The organism is Rhizobium sp. BT03, from assembly GCF_030053155.1.
Classification (GTDB): domain Bacteria; phylum Pseudomonadota; class Alphaproteobacteria; order Rhizobiales; family Rhizobiaceae; genus Rhizobium.
Genome location: NZ_CP125641.1, coordinates 564,797 through 586,201 on the forward strand (window position 1 = coordinate 564,797; position 21,405 = coordinate 586,201).

Here is a 21,405-nt window from a genome sequence, read left to right on the forward strand (position 1 = left end):
TAGGCTGTGAGGTCGAGGCAGATTGTCTTGAGCTGCGTGTACTGGCTTTGACGGAGCTTTAGAGGGTCGGCGTCTCCAGTCCCTCGGGGGCCGCGTACATGGCCATATTCCTCCGGGAGAGCTCGATATGGAGTCGCGCCAGCTCGCCGGAGGCTTCGGCATCACGCCGCTCGATGGCCTCGATCATCTCCTCGTGCTGATCCGACGCCAGCTCGAGTTCTTCCTGCATGCGCGGCGTGTTCGGGTGCTGGTAAAAGATCTTGCCGATACGGGCGTGGTCGATCTGCAGGCGGCGCAGGCTTGGAACGACATAGACATTGTGGGCCATCTCGCCGATCTGCCGATGGAACTGGTCGTTGTGGAACACCCTGCTCTCCACATCGCAGTCCTCGACCGCTTTGCGGAAGGCGCGCTGGATCTGCTTGAGGACCTCGAGTTCCGCTTTCGTGCGGTTCTCGGCCGCGAGCTTGTTGGCGGTGATGTAAATCATCGGCGCCAGCAGGAAGAAGTCGCGCAACGACTGATAGCTCATCGAGCTGACGCGGGCGGCGCGGTTCGTCTCGAGCTCAATGAAACCCTCGCCGGCCATCTGTCGCATCAGCTCGCGCACCGGTGGGCGAGACAGCCCGAACTCTTCGCTCAAGGCCACTTCATCAAGCACTGACCCCGGTGGCAGCTCCATGGTCAGGATGCGCCTGCGCAGGGCAAGTTCGAGGCTGGTCTTGCGGTCGGGACTGGCGATTTCAGCGTTCATGGAGTGGTCCGTCTCATAATCTCTTCTGAAGACATTATGTAGACATATGATAGATATCAAGTCGTCAAAAAGAATTACACCGATCGCTCTTCGCTCGTCACTCGCGGCAACTGACGGTTTCTCCTGGATTAAGTATTTGTTTTCATTGAAATTTGGTGCGGCATGGCCAACCTATAAGGCGAACGCGGACGCTCACGCATCACAGCGAGCCCGATCCGGTGTGGAGATCAGGGCGGCAATCACAAGCTCTGGCGGCGGGCGACGATCGGCTCCGATGGCGCAGCCTGGTTTAGCCGGCGAAAGACGCAGACCTGGTTGCGGCCCGCTTCCTTGGCGCGATAGAGAGCCATGTCGGCCTCGTGCTGGAGGTTGGCCAGTGAAATGTCGGTGTCGAGCGCCGATTTCAAGGCTACTCCGACGCTCAGCGTCACCGAAGGGCCGACGCCGGAGGAAGGATTCGGAAGGGCGGCGGCTTCCACGCTTTCGCGTATTCGCTTTGCCACCCCGACGGCCTCGTCTTCGTCGACATCCGGAAGCACGATCAGGAATTCCTCGCCGCCATGGCGCGAGACGAGGTCGCGATCGGCCCGCACGCAGCTCTGGATGATGCCGGCAACCTTGACGAGGCAGCGGTCGCCCTCGCCGTGACCGAGCTTGTCGTTCAGCGCCTTGAAGTGATCGATATCGCACATGAGCATGGCTGTGACGACGCCGGTTTCACCGCCGTTGCGCCACAGGCCCTCGAGCGTTTCCATCATCCAGCGGCGGTTGGCAATCCCCGTCAGCGGGTCGGTTCTGGCCAGCCGCTCCAACCGGCCGTTCGCATCGGCCAATTCGGCGACGCGACGCTGGTCCCTGCAGTCCAGGAGAAATGTCTTCTGCGCCAGAATGTTCATCGTGCGCCGGGCGACCACGGTCGCAATGATGCCGCAGGAAAAGAACAGCGTCCCGGCAATGACGCTGCCCGTTTCCGCAAGCGGGTTGTACCACTGCAGGATGAAATAGAGGCAGAGAGCATAACAGGCGATGGCGATCGTCCACGCCAGCGGGGCGCTGAAGATGGTGATGGCGCTCGTCGCGACGAACAGCATGATGGTCAGATGCCGCTCGTAAAACTCCCCTCCGGCAAAGACGCCGACGAGGGCGACCGATAGAAGAATGATGTACATTCCCACAAGCAGCGATATGCGCTGAACCGCCGCCGGGCGCGGCTTGCTCCAGACGACCGCTGTAAAAATTGCCGCCGGCGGCAAAAGGCAGGCGGGAGCGACCATCGGCAGGACGATTTGGTGGGGAAGCAGGATAGCGTTCAGCGCCAGCGTCAGGATATCGACGAATGCCACCCATATCATCCAGGACCGGATGACCTTCGCGGTCTGCCGCCACGACCTTTCGTCATATCGGCGGCGCAGATCCCCTGTCAGGCGGATATCACGGGTTCGGCCCGATAAAAGACGTTCGACCTCATCCGCCATCGCGCCAGTCAGCGGCCGCGGTGAGAAAGACCCGGCGGCAGAACCTTCGGAGGAGGTGCTTTTGGTATCATTCATCCTTGGATTATCTAGCCGCGATCGAAAGCTCGGCAAGGCTCACGCCTGGATGTCCTGATTCCTATGTTGATATTTTGTAAACAAGATTCCCTGCGTGATCTGGGCCAGATCGTCCCGATCATGCTACGAACCCTCGTCCGAGAGGGAACAGGATGAGACTCAAGCTGGTTGCAGTTGCGGTCGCGGCGCTGGCGCCGGTGGTCGCGATGCTCGCATACAACGAAGTCGCGCTCCGCCATCAGCGCAACGAAGAGGTGCGCGCATCCGCGGCGCAGGCGGCCAGGCAAGCGTCGTCGGAAGTCGAACGGATCGTGGAGGGGCTGCACGCTCTTCTGGTGTCCGTCTCCGCCATGCCATCCGTGCGGCACCTTGAGGTCCAAGGCTGCAATGAAGCCCTCAAATCGGTGGCGGAAAACGTTCCGAACATCCGCACCATCTTCGTCGTCGGGCTCGACGGACAGCCGGTCTGCGGCAGCATGGCTTTTCCCGATGGCGTGATGTTCTCCGACCGAGACTATTTTCAGCAGGTACTCGAAACCAAGGGGTTCGCCGTCGGCACCTATACGCAGAGCCGCCTCGTCGACAAACCCGTCCTGCCGCTCGCCATGCCGCTGATGGAGGGCGACGCCGTCAAGGCCGTCATCGTCAGCGGGATCCGGGTGGATTGGCTGCAGAACCGCATCACCGAGCGTGGCGTCGCGCCCGGTAACGAGGTGACGATCGCCGACGGCAAGGGAACCGTCGTCGCGCACGTTCCCCTTCCGGAACGGTTCGTCGGCACGGTCATATCCGAGGAATACCAGCGCCTGGTCCATGCCGAGCAGCCCGACGTGGTCGAGATCACAGGCAGGGATGGAACAACGAGCGTTCTCGGCTATCGGCCGATCGCGCTGCCCGCCAGCCCGCTCTATATCAGCGCCGGCTTCTCGAAGCTGGAGGCCTTCGCGCCGATCAACCGGGCGACGCTGATGAATACGCTCGCCATCACCGGCGGTGCGCTTTTCGCCTTTCTTGCCGCGATCTTCATCGGCAACCGCTTCATCCTCGTGCCGATCTCCAGGATCGCCGAGGTGATGGAGAAGTGGCGCAGCGGCCAGACGACGGCGCGCACCGGCATGACGGGGCCGGACGAACTTGATGTCGTCGGCGCGACCTTCGATCGGCTGCTCGACGAACTCGACGAGCGGAGACGCCGGAACGAGCAGGCGGAGGAGGAGCGAACCCTGCTCGTCCGCGAAATGGCGCACGGGGTCAAGAACGGCTTCGCCCTCGTTCAGGCGATCGCCCGGCAGACCTTCTCGCGTGCCAATCCGGAAAGCTATATCGCCTTTGCCGAAAGGCTCGCCGCACTTGCCGGCACATATGATCTCATTCTGTCGCGGGAGGGGTCGGCCGCGTCCGTCAGGGAGATCATCTCCGCCGCCTTGCGGGCGCATATCACCTCGGAGGAACGCATTCGTCTCGATGGCCCCGACGTGGTTCTTCCCGCCGACATCGCTCTGCCGCTTTCCCTCGTGCTCCACGAACTGGCGACCAATGCGACGAAGTACGGAAGCCTCGGAAGCGAGCAGGGAACCGTCGCCATCGAGTGGAAACACGATGACGGGCGCGTCCTTCTCGTCTGGAAGGAAGCCGGCGGTCCGCCGGTGTCGCCGCCGACGAAAAGAGGTTTTGGCTCCGTCCTCATTGAGCGGGCATTTTCCTCCAAGGCGCAGGCGCGCTCCAGGTCGGACTACAGGCGCGAAGGGCTGGTCTTCGAAGTTGTCTTCTTAACCGGAGAACCTGCAGCCAAGGCCGGATAGAGATATTGCGCCGGAACTCGGATCCAGGCGGATAGACCGCCCTATTTTCCGGCAGGGGGACGCTGCAGATCGATGCGGCTCGTCACCACGGATTTGCCCGAGGTCGGGTCCTGATCGACCGTCTGAAGCCGAAGCCTGTCCCGTCCGAGTTTCTCGATCATCAACGTCGCGTTTCGGTCGCCATTGACCACGCGCGCCCAGGTCACGCGAAGATTGAGCGCCTCGCCCTGTCTGCTGCCGACCAGTTTGGATGGCTGTCCCGAGGGTCCGATGTAGTTGCCGGTGTATCGTTGTCCCAATGCTTTGACATTGGCCGAGAAAGCTCTTGTGAAGACCGCAAGGCCGCGACATTTCCCGTTCATCGAGACGGCGGATTCGCTCGCGTCCGATTTGAGGGTGCAGGAAACGTTGAAGTTTGTGCCGCCGATCCTGGTGAGAACCATGCCGGTCCCGCGCCAATCGCCCGCCAAGGATCGCAAAAATCCCGCCTCCGACGCCTTTGCAGTGTGAGGCAGGCAGGACAGCGAGAATATAGCAGCAATCAGAGCAGCACGCATGAAAGCCTCCCCGGTTAACCGGCTCTACCAAACCGCTGAACGCTGCAGATTGTTCCGACAAGGCTCATGCCGTTGAATGGGCGTGCCACGTTTGCGGTGAAGGTCGGTGCCCTTGCCGAATTGCGGCGTCAATCGGGTCGCCTTCTCCGGGTACGATAAATTGGGTCATGCCGGCTGTCGAGAACACGCGTACCGGGAAAGGCACGGTGGCCGCTATTCCTCTCCCGCCTGAAACCTTTGAGTAATAAGGAGGGGATGGTGAGTTGTGCATTTCGACCAGCGCGGTGTGATGCACCACCTTCCCCGCGTGCGCGGCTGAACCGCTCTAGCTTGCTTTCCAGTTCGCATTATCGGGGATCGACCGCTGAGGCACGACGACCTGGATGATGGACGGGCTGTTCAGGTTTTCTTTCGCGCCACTTATGGCTTCCTCCAGTTCGCCATAGGTGTCCACTTTCCAGCCTTGGCAGCCAAAGACCTCTGCCAACTTGCTGTAATTCCATCGGTGCAGGATGCATGAATTGTAGAACGGCTTGTTACCATGGAAAACCGATGCATCGGCAAGCCATTGCTCCACGCCGTAGATGCCGTTGTCCATCACGAAGATGATCGGGTTGAGATTGAAGCGGGTTTGTGTCGAGAGGCATTGAGCGGTCATCTGAAACCCGCCATCCCCCGCAAAAACCAGCAGCCTCTGTTTATCTTGCTTCGCTAGCGAAACCCCGGTCGCGGCCGGACCGATATAACCGATCGCCGAATAGGATGATTGGACGATGAAACCGCGGCGAGCACCCACTTCAAGAAGCAGGCTCCCGAAATAATTCAAACTGGCGTCGGCACCAACGATGGTATTTCCGTCGATCTGCTGCTGAATGAAATCGTAGAAGCCCTGATAGGTGATTTCGCCTGCCGGGTTGACGACCGGCGCTTGCCGGGCCGTTTTCGCCGGAAGACTTTGGGCTTTGCACGTCAGCCTTTTGTCAATCAAGCCGTTGACGAGATCCGCCAGCGAAACCTGTGCGTTGAAGATCGTGCCGTATTTCACCGTATCCCAGGAGGCGAATGCGGTTTTAGCGAGATCGATGGGCCAGCCCAAATCATTGATATCGGTCAACCAGACGCCCAGCGCCAATACGAAGTCGGAGTCTTCGACCAATGACTGGACATAGGGTGACGACGATTTGCCATCGAACACCCCGGCAAATTGGACATCGTCTTCCGACAGGATGGCCTTGCTCAAAAGCTCGGTCACGTATGGAATTTTGAGGTCCCGAATGAGCCGCTCCGCCTGGTCGTGAAGGCCAAACCGGTCGATCTCGACGCCGATCCAGATCAGGGGTTTGGCGGCATTCTGCAATCTTTCGCTGATTTGCGCGATCGACTGATTGAGGCTGTCCTCGTCGGATATATCAGGCGCCGCCTTTAATGCATTCGACGGACGCGTGCATTCCAGGTCCACCATGTCCTCCAGCAACTCGATATAAACAGGACGTCTTTCCGTGATGCACTGTGTCAGCGCATAATCTATGAGCATTGGCGCAAGATGAGGGCTATCGATGCGGACGGCAGCGGCGGTGATGTATTCGAACACCTGACGATCTGTTTCCCGTCCGCTGATGAAGTGATGCGAACTGTAACCGGTTTGTTCGAATGTGAGCGTTTTCTGGATACTTGGCGCACCGTTGATCAGAACGACCGGCACTTTCTCAACGTAAGATCCGGCGATCGCATTTGTTGCGCAAAGCGAGCCTGCGGAATAGGTGACGCACAGCGCGCCAATTCCTTTCAGTCTCGCATAGCCGTCGGCCGCATAACCGGCATTCAGTTCATTCACCTCTTCGATGACCTGAATACGGCTTTTCTCGACATAACTGTTCACCCATTCGATCGAATAATCGCCCGCTACGGAAAACAGGTGCCCCAGGCCCAGTTCGCCAAGTCTGTCGACCAGATATTGCCCAACCGTGTATGTATCGCCCATGTTCCAACGGCTCCCCTGTTGACGACAACTGACGTATATTAGAACTCGCTCGCGTTATCGAATAAGCGCGGTATGTATATGTCGAATATTCCGGGGCATTTTCGCTCGGGAAATCTTTCCAGCAGGAAGCGCTTGAAAGCATCATTGGTGAGTCCGTTGCCGGCGGCCTCCATGGCGACGGACAAATACTCTATATTTTTGGCAACTTCGTTTTTGTCAGCCGGAAAGCCGTGACCGGGAAGGAACAGGTCATAGTCGGACAGCAGCATGCCCTGCAAAATCCCGATCCAATGCTCCATGTATTTCGTCAGATAGAGGTGCGTTCCGCTGTAGATCAGGTCTTGCGCAATAAAAACGCCCACATCAGGAAGACCTATGGTGAGGAGAAAATCGATCTCCGTATCGACGACTTTATCAAATACGTATTTGACTCCGTCGATGATCTCGTGGCCGGCGCGGACGGTATTTTCGGGAATGACCAAGCTCTTCGGAGTGAGGTTGCCCAATTTCCAATGGTCATTCAGGGAATCCTGCCCATGCTGCCTCAGGAACTCCTTCGTCTCCGGTAATGTATGAATCGGTATGTCGCTGAATGCGGCTCCCAGGCCGAACCAATGGTCGGGGTGCCTGTGCGAGAGGTAAATCCGGTCGATCTCCTTGCCGATACTGTCGGCATACGCCCTGAATTGCAGCGCATAGGGAACGAGGAATTGCCCATCGACAAGAACAAGCTTGTTCCTGCTTTCGATGATGTGCGTCGCATTGGCGATATTGTCATCCGTGAAAGCTGAGATGAACGTATGAATACGGACATCGCCTGCTCGCCTGACGATTTTGATGGGATCCGGCAATTGCGTCACCATAGGTATCTCCCTGATTGAAAGGTCGTTTGCTGAGGTTTGACGTTCACCCGGGCATGGCGGAGATGTGGGATCGCCAAGATTCCCGGCCAGCATCCCCGGACTGTTTCCGACATGTGCGCCGGAGCGCCATCACCGATGAGATCGACGGCCGTGGGACGCGATCTTTTCCTCCAATGAATTCAGGGCGGCGCGCGCAACGTCGTAGGCGCTGTCGACGCCGGCCTCCGGCGCGTCCTCGCCGGGCCGCCAGAAGCGTCTGCGCGTCATTCGCATCGAGTTCTCGAAGGGGGGAATCGCGTTGAAGACTTCGACGAGATAAGGGCCGGAATAGACCGGCTCGATTTCGTCCAGCATGATCTCCCAGGGAATCCAGCTATCTCTGACAGCGCCCCGGTCCGGCGCTGAGATATGAACGTAATTCAGCCGGCTCTGCCGTGCTGCCCGGGCGACATTGTTCCTGAAGACTGCCGGCCCCTGGCTTTCCATCACGACCTGGGCGGTATCGATCGTGACGCCACAGACCGGAATGTCGGCGCCTTCGAGAAAATCCAGCGCTTCCGAGACCATGGTCGGCCCGGGCGTTTCCCAATTCTTGACGGGTTCGATGGCGAGCTTCACCCTCTTCTCGGCGGAATATTGCGCCAATTCCCGGAAGATGGGGGCCGCCGCTGCATATCGTGGCTTCATCCAATCCTGAAGCGCGTCGCTCCAGATCCCTTCACCGTCATCCGTCAGCGGAAAGATACCATAGGGGTACAGGAACGGCCCCGACATGATCGTATTCTCCCCGCCCAGCACCGAGGTGATGTCGACGCGGGATTTAAGATAGGACAAAGCCTGCTTGCGCTGTTCCTCGTAGGGCGAGGTCGGATCGAAGGTTCGCGTGGTCCCCACATTGGTTGTGAACTTCGCATCCCGGAAGCCCGCCTGATCGAACGCTCGTCTGAGGCTGATATAGCTTTCGACCTCAGCGTGATGATCGACATGGGCCGGTCCTGGGGCGATATGCACGTCGAAGCCGGTGTAGCCGATCTCGGTAAGAGCTTTCAGATGTCTGACGAGAACCTGGGTATAGGCCGCGTCATTCGGCCTCAAGTCCGCTGTAAACATAAAGAAGCTGAAATATATATCTCGCCTGCGTGCCTCTTCCATCTTCATCGCTCCAGCTGTGGCTATCCAGGAATGCGTGGTTCAGGGTGATGTCTCGCCCGGCATTGTGATGAGGCGAGATCCGTCGCCGCCTCCTTCACATTGCCATCGGGCTGAAACAACGGTCTGCGCCGGGCTACCATCCAAGCAGCTTGCGCAGATATTCGCGGCCCATTTTCGCGTATTGCAGCGGAGTGGCCTTGGCCGGGTCCTGCTCTGCCTCGATGCAGATCCACCCGGCGAAATCCGCCTCGGCCAACGCATCGAGGATTTCCGGAAAAGTTTCTATGGAGCCGTTGCCCGGCACGGTGAAGATCCCCGCCTCGATCCCTTGCTGGAAGGACAATTCTTTGTTGTGAATGTTCCTAACCACCTCGGCGCGAATGTCTTTCAGGTGAACATGCTTGATGCGGTGGGCGTATTTTCTGGCCAGCGCCAGCGGATCGACGCCGGCTGCCGCCTGGTGCGCGGTGTCGAGAAGCATGTTGACCAAGCGAGGATCCGTCTCGTCCATGAGCCGGTGGATCGCTTCCGTGTTCATCACCCCAGTTCCGAGATGTGGGTGATAGCAGAGCCGGCGGTTGCGGGCCCTGGCTTTCTCTCCAGCCGCATGCAGGCCTTCGATCAGCTGTTTCCACTGGTCCGCGGAGAATTCGGGGCAATTCGGAAACAGGGCGACCGGAAGCGGATTGACCGCTCCGCCAAACTCGGCGACGACAAGATCGGCCCTGCGCGGATCGTCGCTGCCGCCTTCCATGGCTTCGAGGAAGTCGAGCTGAGCATCGACGCTTTCAAGCGTATGACGATTCATCGCCTTGATGGTGAAGTAGGTGCTCACCCAAGGCTCGGAAATCCGCAATCCCCTGAGTTCGAGGACCGGCCGCAATATTTTCGGATCCGTCGGATATTTATGGCCGACGCCGCATCCGACATAACCGGCGAGCGCCATTTCACTCAGAGCCTGCTCGTAGGGGATACCGATGTCGATGTTGATGAAATCGTCATTCCACCAGAGCGTGGGGATGACACCGAGCCAGACCTTGTCGGGCGTCAGTCGATGCAGATGTGTCGTCATGGCAATGATCCAGTTCTGTGAAGACAAACGGAAGCGGCGTTAGGTCAGGTTGTGGAATCGAGAGCCGGAGAAAGCCGGAATTTTCGGCGGAGAGGCCCAGGAGCCGAAGCCCGGCCCCTTGGCGCCTGCAGGGTGGGCTCCGATCGCCTTCCAGAGCAGACCCTCGATATAGGCGTCGGGAGAAACGACGAAGGTGATATTCGCAGGTCTGGGGCCAAAGCGCTCCGTCCAGGCGGTGGGCAACTCGAACCAGGTGCCGGAATACCAGAGCTTGATCAGCGCGCGGGCCACGTCTCCCAGCAATTCATTGCCGAGAATGGTCGTGCGCACGGCCTGGATACGGGCCTCACCTTCCGGCACCGGCAGGGCGGTGAAAGCGGCCAGCAGCGCGTCGGTGATCTCGCTGCCGACCACCTTGTCGAGCGTGGCGAGATAGCGTTCCGCCAGGCCGGTTCCCAGAAGATCGAAGTGGGAGAAGGCCGTCAATTCGACGGAGAGACCCAGAAATGGCTCGAAACGGCTGGTCATGCGTTCACCTCCGCCTGCCGGGTGACGGCTGGCTGTTTGATACCGCCGGGGATCTCATAGGTGGGGCTGCCGTTCTTGCCGGGATGCTTCGGCAGGGGATTGCGGATGAGTTCGAGGATCATGTTGCGGAATTCGAACATCATCGGAACGGCTTCCAGCAGGAGGCTGGGCTGGCCGTTATAGGCCCGCGTCAAAAGCTGGAGAAATTCGCCATAGCGCGTGTTGAAGGCGATCGCCGCCTCACGCAGTTCCGTGCCTTCGAATATATCCCCCACTTTCAGGTTCTCTTTTATGGGATAGGCGCCCTCCCAATCGACCTGCAACTGCGGACCTGTGGGGTGGCCGGGCTGGTCGCCCTTCTGGTAGTAGCGGCCTTTGACGAGTTCCTCGAAACGATAGTAGTGAGCCAGTTCGTGGTCGTCGTCGTCGTAGATACCGCCGCCGTCGCCCTCGCCCTGTTCGATGATGAGCTCGATGGCTTCCAAGGCGCTTTTCAGATCGGTCACGGGAAACAGCTCGCCGCCGCCGGAGTAATAATATTCCGAGGTGATCTGGCGCGAGCTGTCGCCGATAAAGATGGTTGTGCCCGCCCCATGCGCTTCGGCTTCCAGGTATTTGATGCCTTCCACGATGGTCGAGTAGAACTCGCCGATACTGTAGAAATGGAGGTCCTCATGCCTCGGATGGCTGGCAAGCGCGGTGATATGAGCGGGAGTTTTGCGGTATATCAGACCGTTGCCGACGAGATGTTCGGGACGCTGGGCCGGCCGCTCGATTTTCAGGAAGGTCGCCAGCGCGTCACGGCCGAAAGCCTGGATGCTGACCTTGAAATCGGTCTCACCGTCCGGCAGGGCGGCGGGATAGCTGACCACGAAATCCGGCCTGACAAGATCCGGCGTGCCGCCGATGGCATTGAGAATATTGGCCGCGATGGTCAGATGCAGCATTTCTTCCACCACGATCACGCGCAGAACCTGGGTCGCATCCTGGTTGACGCCGGACTTGATCGAGTAAAGCGCCGTCAGATACGGCGGTATCGTCGCATGTTCGAGCTGCATCGCCCGGTAGAGAAACTCTTTCAGCTCATCGAGCGTCTTAATACTGTAGGAATACATGATCAGGCTCCATGAAAGATAAGTTGGGCGCACCGGCCGGCTTCGTGTCGCTTGCGTCGAGCTCATCGGTTCGTTCCGCGCAGCGGCTGCGGTCTTCGTTCAATGCAGAGACTTCAGAATGTCGCGACCGCTTCGGAAACACATGGCGGCCAGCGTCAAGGTGACATTGGCCGTGCCGATCGTCGGCATGCTGCCGCCGCCCACGAGATAGAGGTTTTCGTGGTCCCAGCTGCGCTGGTTCTTGTCCACGACGGAGTTGGTCTTCGTCGTTCCCATGATATGGGTGCCGGCCAGATGATTGCCGCCGCGGATCGCATAGCCTTGCCCTTCATAGGCCACATAGCCGAAATCGCCGGGGTCGTAGCGCGTATGATCCTGCGCGCCCAGGCGGGTAAAGACGGTGCGCGCAAACTGGCGGCCATAGGCGGCACCCTTCATGGTATATTCCGGAACCGTGAAGGACAGGATGGGCCGCATGTTGCCCAGAGCATCGGTATATTGCGGATCGACCGCGATACGGTTGCTTTCGACGGGCATGACCTCGATCATGAATGCCAGCAGCAACTGCCGCGAAACCTGGTTGATCATGCCGTGCCGAAGATCCGCCCCGTAGAGGTTGCGATCATCCACCAGTTCGAGAAGGTCGGAGGTCGGCGCACCCGTGGCCCAACCCCAGCCGTCGTTGTGGATATCGATGGCGAAGGCGGCCTGCCTTTCCCGGAAAGGGCCGTCCCGTAAGTCCACGATACCGCCCGTCGAACTGGTTCCGCGCATCGTACCGCAGATCTCCGGCATCAGCGCCCAGTTCAGCAGATAGGCGTGGTCCATCAGATTGCGCCCGACAAGGCCGCTGGTGCTGCGCAGGCCGGAGGCCAGCATAAGACGCGCCGTTTCGATGGCGCCTGCCGCAAGCACGAAAACCTTGCCCTTCACGGTGATGGTCTCGTGAGCCGGTGAGGCCGGGTCCTTGTAGATCTTGACCTCGAGAGAGCGGACTTTCCCGCTATCCGGATCGATGTTGACCTTCGATGCGACCGCCTGTGGCAGCAGTTCGACAAGCCGCTCGCCCCTTTTTCCGTTTACCGCGAACGCCTTGGCAAGCGTTTTGCCGGAGTGGTAGCGCGCTTGCACGGGACAGAGCGGTACGCAGTTGGTGTTGCCCTGGCAGCGACCGCCCTCTTCGACCTGATGCGTATCGACGGCGCCGATCGGTCGGTAGCCCTTCCCCCCGTCATAGGCCGGGTTTGGGATGCTGTTGCGCCCCTGCGGATAGGGCCTGACCTTCAGGGGATAGGTCTTGTCGTAAAGTTCGACGCTGGTGCCTTCAATGCCCTTGTTGACCTGCTGATCCAGATAGGAAAGCGGCAGGCCGCGCATGGGAAAGACATAATCGTTCGGGAAGGTCTGCCCCAGATATTGCTGATCTTCGACATTCGCCGATACGCCGATTTCCCGCTCGGCCAGGTGGTAATCCTCCTCGACTTCCTCAAAGCTCAGCGGCCAGTCCAGCCCTTGGCCGAAAAGCGTGCGCGTTTTGAAATCGGAGCGAAGTAGACGGGGCGTTTTCGCCTCCCAGTGCATGGTCGTTCCGCCGAAAATACGGGTATATACCGTATCACTGACATAAGGGCCGGATTGAACGATATAGCTCGAGCTATCGGTTTCCCCCGCCTGCAGCTTGCGAAGCTGCGGACTGCGGGGCATGGCCGCGTTGGCATTCACCGGAAAGGGCGACTGGTTGTCCTTGGAGGCGGCCGAATAGAACGTCGTCAGCAGATTGTCATAGCCTGCCAGAGTGACATTGGCACCGGTTCCGGCTTCAAGGATAAGAACGCGCTTGCCCGCCTCCGCAGCCTGCTTGGCAATGATGGCTCCGGAAATGCCGCTGCCGACGATCACGATATCGTAGTCATCGGACTCTGCGACGGTCTTGGCTTCGGCTCTTATCGCCGATTCGAGGGGAAAAAGCACTTTGGTCCTCCATTAATCCCGGAAAGCCGTATCAGGCTTTGCGGATCATGCCGTTCTGGACTCAATCGGGATTTCAGGCCGGACGGCCTGAAATCGTCATGATTTTGGGCCGCGGGAGTTTCGGGGTTTGGACTTGGCGGCCGGGGCGGCGGCGGAGCGGGCTCTGACGGCCGAGAGGAAGGAGGCATAGCTCCACGTCAGATTCCGGACGCTTTTCTCATAGCCGACGGTTCCATCGAATTGTTCGCTCAGCTCATAGTGATCGCTGTGATAGACGATGGCGCGCAGCATGACGTCGGACGAAGTCCGCAAGGCAGCCGCTGCGTCGGCGGCGCTGCTCGATGCGCCAAGTCCCAGTTCCGCGAAGAAGGGTTCGGAGAACGGATCGAGGGGGAGGGCGCCGCTGGCCTCGATGGCATTGGCAAGCCGATATTGAAACTCGGCGAAGTTGGCGGTGCACAGAGCCCAGGGATGTCCGCCGACCACCGGAGCCGCCACGTCGCCATCGTAATGATCGCCTGGATAGCGCCCGAGGAGCGGTCCAAGCCCCTGGGCCGCGTCGGCGCCATTGACCGGGTAATAGTTCGAAGACGAAGGATCGGCCCACTGGCGCCGCAGGATGGCCGCCGTTGCCAGAAGCTTGGTATCGGTCGGCTCGATGCCGCCATAGCAGACCGAAGAGACGATATCGATGTTCGCGTCGTAACCGGCTTGCTCCGCCGTGGCATCCAGAATGCTCACATAGAGCTGCCCGTTCCAGTGGCCGGCCAGCTGGCTTTCCAGCCAGGAGATAGCATCGGCCACCCCGGCAGGCACGGCAATGCCGATCGTGTTTGTGGAAATTTCCCGGAAAAAGCGCAGCTGTACGGCTCTTGCGAAAAACGAATAGCCCTCATATTCCTCCCAGAGATTTGTGGTCTTGTTCTGGTAAACGTCGAGAAGATAAGAGAGGTTGGTCTCGACCAATTGTTTGGCGATCGTCTGCGTGGCGCCATCCAGCTGATCGAACAAGGTCATGATCGCGATCGACTGAATGGCAGGCCCGTCATTCTGCTCCGACCACGGACGAACCTCGCCGGTGATGGTGAAGCAGGCGTGGCCAAGTGTGACGGTCGCGGAATTCTTCGCATTTTCCTGGCAGAGCGCGGCGAAGTTCACATAGTCGACTAGGCTCGGCAAAACCCCGCCCGAAACGGGCAGCAAGCCGGCAAGCGCGATCTCGATGGCGGTAATCGCCCCGTCGCGGACCCAGTTGAAAACATAGTCCTGGTCGACACCCGGCGTGTTTGCGGGATAGGAGGGTGCGGCGATGACGCAGCCGGGGGCCGAAAAGACGCCGGGCGATGCCGGATCCTCGATGACATAGCCATCGCTGGTGATGTTGCGCATCATCAGAAGAGAAAAATAGCGCGACAATGCGACCAGATCGGTCTGCGCGAAGGCAGGCCGCGGTTTGACTGCCGGCGCATTGGCGCCGATATGGGCCGGGTTCGCACCCGTCATTGACTGACTCCAAAGCGCAACTGTCATTGACTGACTCCAAGATCGGTTGAGACTTGCCGGGACCAGATCGAGATATATTCCGGACCCTGATGGGAGAAATATTGCGGCCGAATGGGCGTTGAGAGTGAGCACAAGGTCTCTGCTGCGGCGATGATCAAGGTGGCCGGTCACCCGCCGCCCTTCCCTCGCCGCCGCTGAACCTTTAACTAGAAAGATCGTCGACGATCTGCTTTTTATCAACCTAAAGGTGTTGATCTCAGGTCAAAAAATCGCAGAGAATTGCGCCTGGCGTTACGGGTGCTCCGGCGGGATGGATTCGACCAGCCCGGCGAGATTGGACCGCGTTGCCGCAGACCGGTTGCGCAATGCCAGAACCATTTGCAATTCCGTAGCGGAGATCGCGCTGTTCCTATGCCAGTCCATCGTGCCCCGCCCGAGCAGCAGCCAGTCGAGGGAGACATCTAGCAAATCGGCGAGCGCGCAGGCGCTTTCCAGCGAGGTGTGACCGCCATTCTGCCAGCGTGAGACGGCGGCGACGGACACGTCCAGTTCGGCCGCCAGAGCGTGAACTTTCCGGAACTTGCCGCGGGATATCGCCTCTCGAATACGTTTGCCGCGTGCCATGTCGTGGGTCATCAAGAATCCTCCCGTTGTTGCGTTAAAATTGGCAATTACCAAGAGCTTTCGATCGACGAACATCAGAAACTGCTTATGGAAGGGGACGGCAAAGCCAAGCACCGGTCAACCTGGTGAAATATCCAGATTGCGCCCGGTCGGCCTCCTGTTGAAACGTCAGCACATCAGGAGGGACGGATATGTTGCGGATACTCACCAAAGACATGCTCGAGACCGATCGACGGGCTTTCGATGAAATGTTCCGGGCTCGCGCCGCCGTTTTTCGCGATCGGCTGGGATGGCAGGTCGATGTCCGGGATCAATGGGAGAGGGACCGATACGACGAGGCCGAGGATCCCGTATATCTCGTCACGCAGCAACCTTCCGGCACACTGACGGGTTCGCTGCGCCTGCTGCCGACTACAGGAGCGACGATGCTCAAAAGCGAGTTCCGGCATTTCTTCGATCAGCCTATCGACGTCGATAGCCCGACGACCTGGGAATGCACCCGCTTTTGTCTTCATCCGTATGCCGGACACATGGAGCAATCGCGCGCAGTCGCCACGGAGCTGCTCTCAGGGCTTTGCGATCTTGCGCTCGACACCGGTATCGAGAGCATTGTCGGCGTCTATGACGCCGCGATGGTCGCTGTGTACCGGAGGATTGGCTGGAAGCCGACGCCGCTTGCCCGATCCCGGCCAGAGATCGGTAAGCTGTATGTTGGCCTATGGGATGTGACGGCGGACAATTGTCGGACACTTCGGGCCAACCTGTCCCGACTTCTGGAGCAAGCCTCTCCCTATCCTGCCAGAGCTCTTGTCGATGGCGGCATGCGGTAAGCGCCGTGGCTGTCCCAACACCCAGCAGTGGGATAGATCTCACCAGTTCTTTAACCTGTTCTTCATGTCGCGTCATGGTTGCCAAAAAATATGCTGTTCTCGGCAATCGCGAAATGTTACCGTTGCGAGCAGTTATGGAAATACGCAACCACGAGTCCATCTCATGCTGAGCAGTTCTCGTTTTTTCTACTGTCTGGACCGGATCTCCGCATCGCCGACATTGCAGGATCTGGAAACGACGCTGGATGAAGTCCGCCACATCTATGCGATATCGCATATGGTTCTGCATGTGACCCGCTCTTCGGGGGCGGCGGACAGCAATCCATTGCTGATGCTGACTTACCCGCCCGAGTGGGTGAAGCAATATCTTGACCGGGACTATTTCAGCATCGATCCCGTCATACGTCTCGGCCGGCGCGGCTTCCTGCCCGTGGAATGGTGCGCATCGAAATGGGATTCAGGCCGGGCCTACGGCTTCTTCAAGGAGGCCATGGCCTTCGGCGTCGGGCGACAAGGGGTGACCTTGCCGGTGCGGGGGCCGCAAGGGGAGCGTTCGCTGTTTACGGTGACGTCCAATCATCCCGATGCCTATTGGCGGCAGTTCCGCATGGACAGTATGCGCGACCTGCAGTTTCTCGCCCACCATCTTCACGACAGGGCCATGGTTCTGTCGGGGATGAGAAAAACCGCGGATTTTCCGCAATTGTCGCGTCGCGAACTGCAGTGCCTGGAGATGACCGCCAACGGCCTTCTGGCAAAGCAGATCTGCGCCCGCCTGTCCATTTCGGTGAGCGCGGTGCAGCTCTATCTCGCCTCGGCGCGCCGGAAGCTGACCGTCGCCACGACGAGTGAAGCGGTCGCCAAGGCGACGGCGCTGGAGTTGATATAAGGGTGGGGATCGCGTCTCACCGCCGGCCTCTGGTGCGCGTCGCCAGAACATTGCGGATCGAGAAGCTGGAATGAATCCTGAGAACGCCCGGCAGGCTCGATAATATTTCCTTGTGGATGCGCTCGAACTCGCCCGGACTGGCGACCTCCACGCGCAAGAGATAATCGGAACCGCCCGTCATCAGAAAACATTCCCGGATCTCGGGATGCCGGCGAACCGCCGCCTCGAAGCGGTCGAGATGATCCTCCGTCTGTCGCTCGAGCGTGATGTTGATGATCACGGCGATCATCTCGTCGGCGTTGCCGGTGTCCACCAGCGCCGTGTAGCCGCGGATCACCCCTGACTTTTCCATGATCTTGATGCGCCTGAGGCAGGCCGATGGCGACAGGCCGATCTCGGCGGCAAGCTTGGCGTTGCTCATGCGCGCATCGAGGCGCAGCAGTCTCAGGATATTGCGATCGATCGAGTCGAGGGCGGGCATGATGGATGATTCCAAATTTTCGTCGATTATGCGGATAATAGGCAAATCATGCAATAATCGACTGCTGATTGATAGGCAATTTCGCGCATTGTTTCATAAACTTTCTTGAGATCGAGAGGGATGGACATGGATGGCGATATTTTGGTTTCCCGCACACGCACCGCGACGACCGCGCAGGGAGCCACAGGCTATCTGACGATCGATCTTGCCGCACTCGGCCGCAACTACCGCAAGCTCGTATCGATGCTGGCGCCGGTCCGCGCGGGGGCCGTCGTCAAGGCCGATGCCTACGGTCTCGGCGCCGAGCGCGTCGCCAAAACGCTCTACGGCGAAGGCTGCAGGCATTTTTTCGTCGCCCAGTTCGTCGAGGCCGTCAGGCTGCGGCCGGCCCTTGCGCGCGACGCGCAGATTTTCGTGTTGAACGGCTTGCAGCCGGGCAACGAGATCGCCTGCGCCGAGATGGGCATCGTCCCGGTTCTCAACTCGCTGGCCCAGTGGCGGCAATGGTCGGCGGCGGCGCGCATGCTGAAGCGCTGCCTGCCTGCCGTGCTGCAATTCGACACCGGCATGTCGCGGCTCGGCTTTCCCGGGGAGGAACGAGCCGAACTCGCCGCAGCGCTTCGCGACGGCAGCAATGTCGAAATCCTGTTCATCATGAGCCATCTGGCTTCGGCCGACGATATGGAGAGCGACCAGAACGGCGAACAATCGGCCGAGATGTCGCGCATTGCCGATGAATTTCCCGGCTTCGACATGTCCTTCGCCAATTCCGGCGGGGTCTTCCTGGGTGATGCCTATCACGGCGTGCTCGCCCGCCCCGGCATCGCGCTTTACGGCGGCGCGCCCAACGCCGGCGAGACGAACCCGATGGAGCCGGTCGTCAGCCTCGACGTCGCCGTCGTGCAGACCCGCACCGTGCCGGCAGGCACCAAGGTCGGCTATGGCGGCGCGCATGTCACCCAGCGGGAAATGCGTCTTGCCACCATCGCCGCCGGCTATGCCGACGGTCTGCCCAGGTCGCTCAGCGATCGCGGCGCCGTCTATGTCAACGGCATCCGCCTGCCGATCGTCGGCCGGGTCTCGATGGACAGCGTGACCGTCGACGTGTCGGCACTGCCCGAAGGCACGCTGACGCTGGGCAGTCTGGTCGAAGTGCTTGGCCCGAACCAGACGCTCGAGGACATCGCCGGCGATGCCGGCACGATATCTTACGAAATCCTAACCGGTCTGGGCGATCGTTACGACAGGCAATATCGCTGAGAGCCCGGCGGCTCCATCATTGGGAAGATCATGAAAGTCATTGTTCTGGGTGCCGGTATCGTCGGCGTCACATCCGCTTATCAGCTGGCCAAATCAGGTCATGAGGTCACCGTCGTCGACCGGCAGAAAGGCCCGGCGCTGGAAACGAGCTTTGCCAATGCCGGCGAAGTCTCCTTCGGCTATTGCTCGCCATGGGCCGCGCCCGGCATTCCGGCGAAGGCGATGAAGTGGCTGTTCATGAAACATGCGCCGCTGATCCTGCGCCCGAAGCTCGACATGGCCATGCTCTCCTGGATGGCGCGGATGCTGTCGAATTGCACCTCCGAGCGCTACGCGATCAACAAGAGCCGCATGCTGCGGCTTGCCGATTACAGCCGCATCGCGCTGGCCGACCTTCGCGCCGAGACCGGCATCGCCTATGACGAACGCATGCAGGGAACGCTGCAGCTGTTCCGCACGCAGCAGCAGCTCGACGCCTCGGCCAAGGACGTCAAGGCGCTGGCGGCCGACGGCATTCCCTATGAGGTGCTGGACCGGGACGGCTGCATCCGCTTCGAACCGGCACTGAAACACGTGCGCGACAAGATCGTCGGCGGCCTGCTGACGCCGAAGGACGAAACCGGCGACTGCTTCAAATTCACCAATGCGCTGGCCGCCAAAGCCGAGGCGCTCGGCGTCCGCTTTGCCTATGGCACGACGATCAAGGCGCTGGATGTCGAGGCGGGCCGCGTGCGCGGCGTCATCACCGCTCGCCATCGCGATGGCGACGGCGATCCCGATCGCGAGCGCGAACGGATGGATGCGGATGCGGTGGTGGTTGCGCTCGGCAGCTATTCGCCGCTGCTGCTCAAGCCCTTCGGCATCAGATTGCCGGTCTATCCCGTGAAGGGCTATTCGCTCACCATCCCGATCACCGATGCGTCGCGCGCACCGGAATCGACCGTCATGGATGAAACCTACAAGATCGCAATCACCCGGCTCGGCGAACGCATCCGCGTCGGCGGCATGGCTGAAATCTCCGGCTATACCAACGATCTCGGCTTCGCCCGCCGCAGCACGCTGGAACATTCGGTCACCGATCTTTTCCCCGGCGGCGACGTTTCCAAGGCGTCCTTCTGGTCCGGCCTGCGCCCGATGACGCCGGATGGCACACCGGTCATCGGCCCGACCAAGATCATCGGCCTCTTCCTCAATACCGGCCACGGCACGCTCGGCTGGACGATGAGCACCGGTTCGGCGCGGTTGATCAGTGATCTGGTCGGCGGCGGCAATCCGGAAATCGACGCGCGGGATCTCGCCATCAATCGATATGGCTGAAACCGCATCAAACGGCGCAAAATGCAAAGAAATGCTTGCGCAAATCGCTTATCACCGATGGCCATTGTCTTCGAGGTTATGAATGTCCGGTCGTTCCCCTATGCCAGCCAATGGCAGCTTCCTCCACGATCCGGCGAGGCAGAGCCCGTCGTTTTGGGAGACGGCCTTCAACGGCACGGACCCGGATGCACTCTCGGAAATATTGTCGACGCCGAACTCGCCGATCAAGGCTGCGGCGCAAGCCGGCGCGCCTATCGCCTACCGCTGCAATTTCGTCTCGACGGAAGAGCTGACCATCGCCGACTGTGCCTACGAGGGCACGATCTCGGTTCGGCGCGAGGCACCCAACGGCAAGGTGATCATATTCCTGCCGATGGAGGGGAATGCCGTCTTCGATGCCGGGAAGGAGCAGATCGATTCGATTCCCGGTCGCGGCGCCATTCTCGGGGCGGGCCGCGCCTCGGGTTCCCGCCTGATCGGCCCGCGCCGTCATCTCGGCCTGTTCGTCGATCAGGCGAGGATCAACAGACAGCTCACGCATATGTTCGAGCGGACGATCAGCGGTGACACCGATTTCCATCCGACCATCGATCTGACGACCGGTTCGGGGCTCGTCCTGCAGCAGCTCGCCGTGAACCTCTATCGTGGGCTTAACGGCGACGGGCCGCTGCAGCAGTCGCCGCTGGCTCTGAGCGCGCTCTGCGACGCGATGATCTATCTGCTTCTGGAAACCTGTCCCCATCGCTATTCGGAGGCGCTTGCGCTCCCCGCGCCGGCCCCGGCTCCTCGCCACGTGAAATGGGCGATCGATTTCATGCGGGAACATATGGCCGAGCCGATTTCGCTGAGCGACATCGCCACCGCAGCCAAGGTCAGCGTCCGCACCTTGCAACAGGGTTTCCGGCAGTTCAGGAATACCACGCCGATGGCCTACCTGCATGAACTCCGGATGCTTGCCGCCCATCGCGATCTGCTCGAATCCGGCACGAGACAGGCCGTCACCGACATCGCGCACAGATGGGGGTTTACCCATCTCGGGCGATTTTCAGCCGAGTACCGGAAGCGTTTCGGTCAACTGCCGTCGCAGACCTTGAAAGCCTGATCGTGACAAGGCTGCCCATGACCGGCCGCATCGGCTGCGGCTGGGCATGAACAG

At 60.0% G+C, this 21,405-nt stretch carries 19 protein-coding genes; 6 read left to right on the forward strand and 13 right to left on the reverse strand.

Annotated elements, in window-relative coordinates; translation table 11 throughout:
* Nucleotides 1-58: 58 nt before the first annotated feature.
* Both QMO80_RS24425 and QMO80_RS24430 read right to left on the reverse strand, forming a co-directional pair.
* Entirely contained in the window at nucleotides 59-754 is a 696-nt protein-coding gene (locus QMO80_RS24425; RefSeq protein ID WP_283200454.1) for a GntR family transcriptional regulator, read from the reverse strand.
* 239 nt (nucleotides 755-993) lie between these two features.
* Nucleotides 994-2,304, reverse strand: coding sequence for a GGDEF domain-containing protein (locus QMO80_RS24430; RefSeq protein ID WP_283200455.1), 1,311 nt, complete (start codon nucleotides 2,302-2,304; stop codon nucleotides 994-996).
* A gap of 152 nt (nucleotides 2,305-2,456) precedes the next feature.
* Between QMO80_RS24430 and QMO80_RS24435 the strand changes: the two genes are divergently transcribed.
* Nucleotides 2,457-4,106, forward strand: a complete 1,650-nt coding sequence (locus tag QMO80_RS24435) for a sensor histidine kinase (protein WP_283200456.1) — start codon at nucleotides 2,457-2,459, stop codon at nucleotides 4,104-4,106.
* A 41-nt stretch (nucleotides 4,107-4,147) separates the two neighbouring features.
* Here the strand turns inward: QMO80_RS24435 and QMO80_RS24440 are convergent, their stop codons facing one another.
* The 10 genes from QMO80_RS24440 to QMO80_RS24485 form a co-directional block, all read right to left on the reverse strand.
* Complete coding sequence (locus QMO80_RS24440) at nucleotides 4,148-4,663, reverse strand: hypothetical protein (protein ID WP_283200457.1); 516 nt, start codon at nucleotides 4,661-4,663, stop codon at nucleotides 4,148-4,150.
* Nucleotides 4,664-4,988: 325 nt separating this feature from the next.
* On the reverse strand, nucleotides 4,989-6,644 hold the full coding sequence (locus tag QMO80_RS24445; protein WP_283200458.1) for an alpha-keto acid decarboxylase family protein: 1,656 nt from the start codon (nucleotides 6,642-6,644) through the stop codon (nucleotides 4,989-4,991).
* Nucleotides 6,645-6,682: 38 nt separating this feature from the next.
* On the reverse strand, nucleotides 6,683-7,507 hold the full coding sequence (locus QMO80_RS24450) for an MBL fold metallo-hydrolase (protein WP_283200459.1): 825 nt from the start codon (nucleotides 7,505-7,507) through the stop codon (nucleotides 6,683-6,685).
* A 129-nt stretch (nucleotides 7,508-7,636) separates the two neighbouring features.
* Nucleotides 7,637-8,665: a sugar phosphate isomerase/epimerase gene (locus QMO80_RS24455; protein ID WP_283200460.1), complete on the reverse strand. Its 1,029-nt coding sequence runs from the start codon at nucleotides 8,663-8,665 to the stop codon at nucleotides 7,637-7,639.
* A gap of 127 nt (nucleotides 8,666-8,792) precedes the next feature.
* The gene (gene iolE, locus QMO80_RS24460) at nucleotides 8,793-9,731 is read right to left on the reverse strand and encodes a myo-inosose-2 dehydratase (protein WP_283200461.1); all 939 of its coding nucleotides are present in this window, start codon (nucleotides 9,729-9,731) and stop codon (nucleotides 8,793-8,795) included.
* A gap of 39 nt (nucleotides 9,732-9,770) precedes the next feature.
* Nucleotides 9,771-10,259, reverse strand: a complete 489-nt coding sequence (locus QMO80_RS24465; protein WP_283200462.1) for a hypothetical protein — start codon at nucleotides 10,257-10,259, stop codon at nucleotides 9,771-9,773.
* Complete coding sequence (locus tag QMO80_RS24470) at nucleotides 10,256-11,374, reverse strand: ferritin-like protein (protein WP_283200463.1); 1,119 nt, start codon at nucleotides 11,372-11,374, stop codon at nucleotides 10,256-10,258. The genes QMO80_RS24465 and QMO80_RS24470 overlap by 4 nt, the downstream gene beginning before the upstream one ends.
* Before the next feature lie 99 nt (nucleotides 11,375-11,473).
* Nucleotides 11,474-13,345: a GMC oxidoreductase gene (locus QMO80_RS24475; protein ID WP_283200464.1), complete on the reverse strand. Its 1,872-nt coding sequence runs from the start codon at nucleotides 13,343-13,345 to the stop codon at nucleotides 11,474-11,476.
* Nucleotides 13,346-13,441: 96 nt separating this feature from the next.
* Nucleotides 13,442-14,875: a glycoside hydrolase family 15 protein gene (locus QMO80_RS24480; protein ID WP_283200465.1), complete on the reverse strand. Its 1,434-nt coding sequence runs from the start codon at nucleotides 14,873-14,875 to the stop codon at nucleotides 13,442-13,444.
* Between the two features lie 264 nt (nucleotides 14,876-15,139).
* Nucleotides 15,140-15,484, reverse strand: coding sequence for a helix-turn-helix domain-containing protein (locus tag QMO80_RS24485; RefSeq protein ID WP_018245423.1), 345 nt, complete (start codon nucleotides 15,482-15,484; stop codon nucleotides 15,140-15,142).
* A gap of 179 nt (nucleotides 15,485-15,663) precedes the next feature.
* Between QMO80_RS24485 and QMO80_RS24490 the strand changes: the two genes are divergently transcribed.
* Together QMO80_RS24490 and QMO80_RS24495 are read left to right on the forward strand one after the other, a co-directional pair.
* Nucleotides 15,664-16,302, forward strand: a complete 639-nt coding sequence (locus QMO80_RS24490) for an acyl-homoserine-lactone synthase (protein WP_283200466.1) — start codon at nucleotides 15,664-15,666, stop codon at nucleotides 16,300-16,302.
* 163 nt (nucleotides 16,303-16,465) lie between these two features.
* On the forward strand, nucleotides 16,466-17,191 hold the full coding sequence (locus QMO80_RS24495) for a LuxR family transcriptional regulator (RefSeq protein WP_283200467.1): 726 nt from the start codon (nucleotides 16,466-16,468) through the stop codon (nucleotides 17,189-17,191).
* 16 nt (nucleotides 17,192-17,207) lie between these two features.
* Here QMO80_RS24495 and QMO80_RS24500 read toward each other — a convergent pair whose 3' ends face one another.
* Nucleotides 17,208-17,672: an Lrp/AsnC family transcriptional regulator gene (locus tag QMO80_RS24500; protein ID WP_283200468.1), complete on the reverse strand. Its 465-nt coding sequence runs from the start codon at nucleotides 17,670-17,672 to the stop codon at nucleotides 17,208-17,210.
* 126 nt (nucleotides 17,673-17,798) lie between these two features.
* Here QMO80_RS24500 and alr point away from each other — a divergent pair, with 126 nt between their 5' ends.
* The 3 genes from alr to QMO80_RS24515 all read left to right on the forward strand — a co-directional run bounded on the left by alr (nucleotide 17,799) and on the right by QMO80_RS24515 (nucleotide 21,351).
* Entirely contained in the window at nucleotides 17,799-18,932 is a 1,134-nt protein-coding gene (gene alr, locus QMO80_RS24505) for an alanine racemase (RefSeq protein ID WP_283200469.1), read from the forward strand.
* Between the two features lie 30 nt (nucleotides 18,933-18,962).
* The gene (locus tag QMO80_RS24510) at nucleotides 18,963-20,249 is read left to right on the forward strand and encodes a D-amino acid dehydrogenase (protein ID WP_283200470.1); all 1,287 of its coding nucleotides are present in this window, start codon (nucleotides 18,963-18,965) and stop codon (nucleotides 20,247-20,249) included.
* A gap of 82 nt (nucleotides 20,250-20,331) precedes the next feature.
* On the forward strand, nucleotides 20,332-21,351 hold the full coding sequence (locus QMO80_RS24515) for an AraC family transcriptional regulator (protein ID WP_283200471.1): 1,020 nt from the start codon (nucleotides 20,332-20,334) through the stop codon (nucleotides 21,349-21,351).
* The last annotated feature ends 54 nt before the right edge of the window (nucleotides 21,352-21,405 follow it).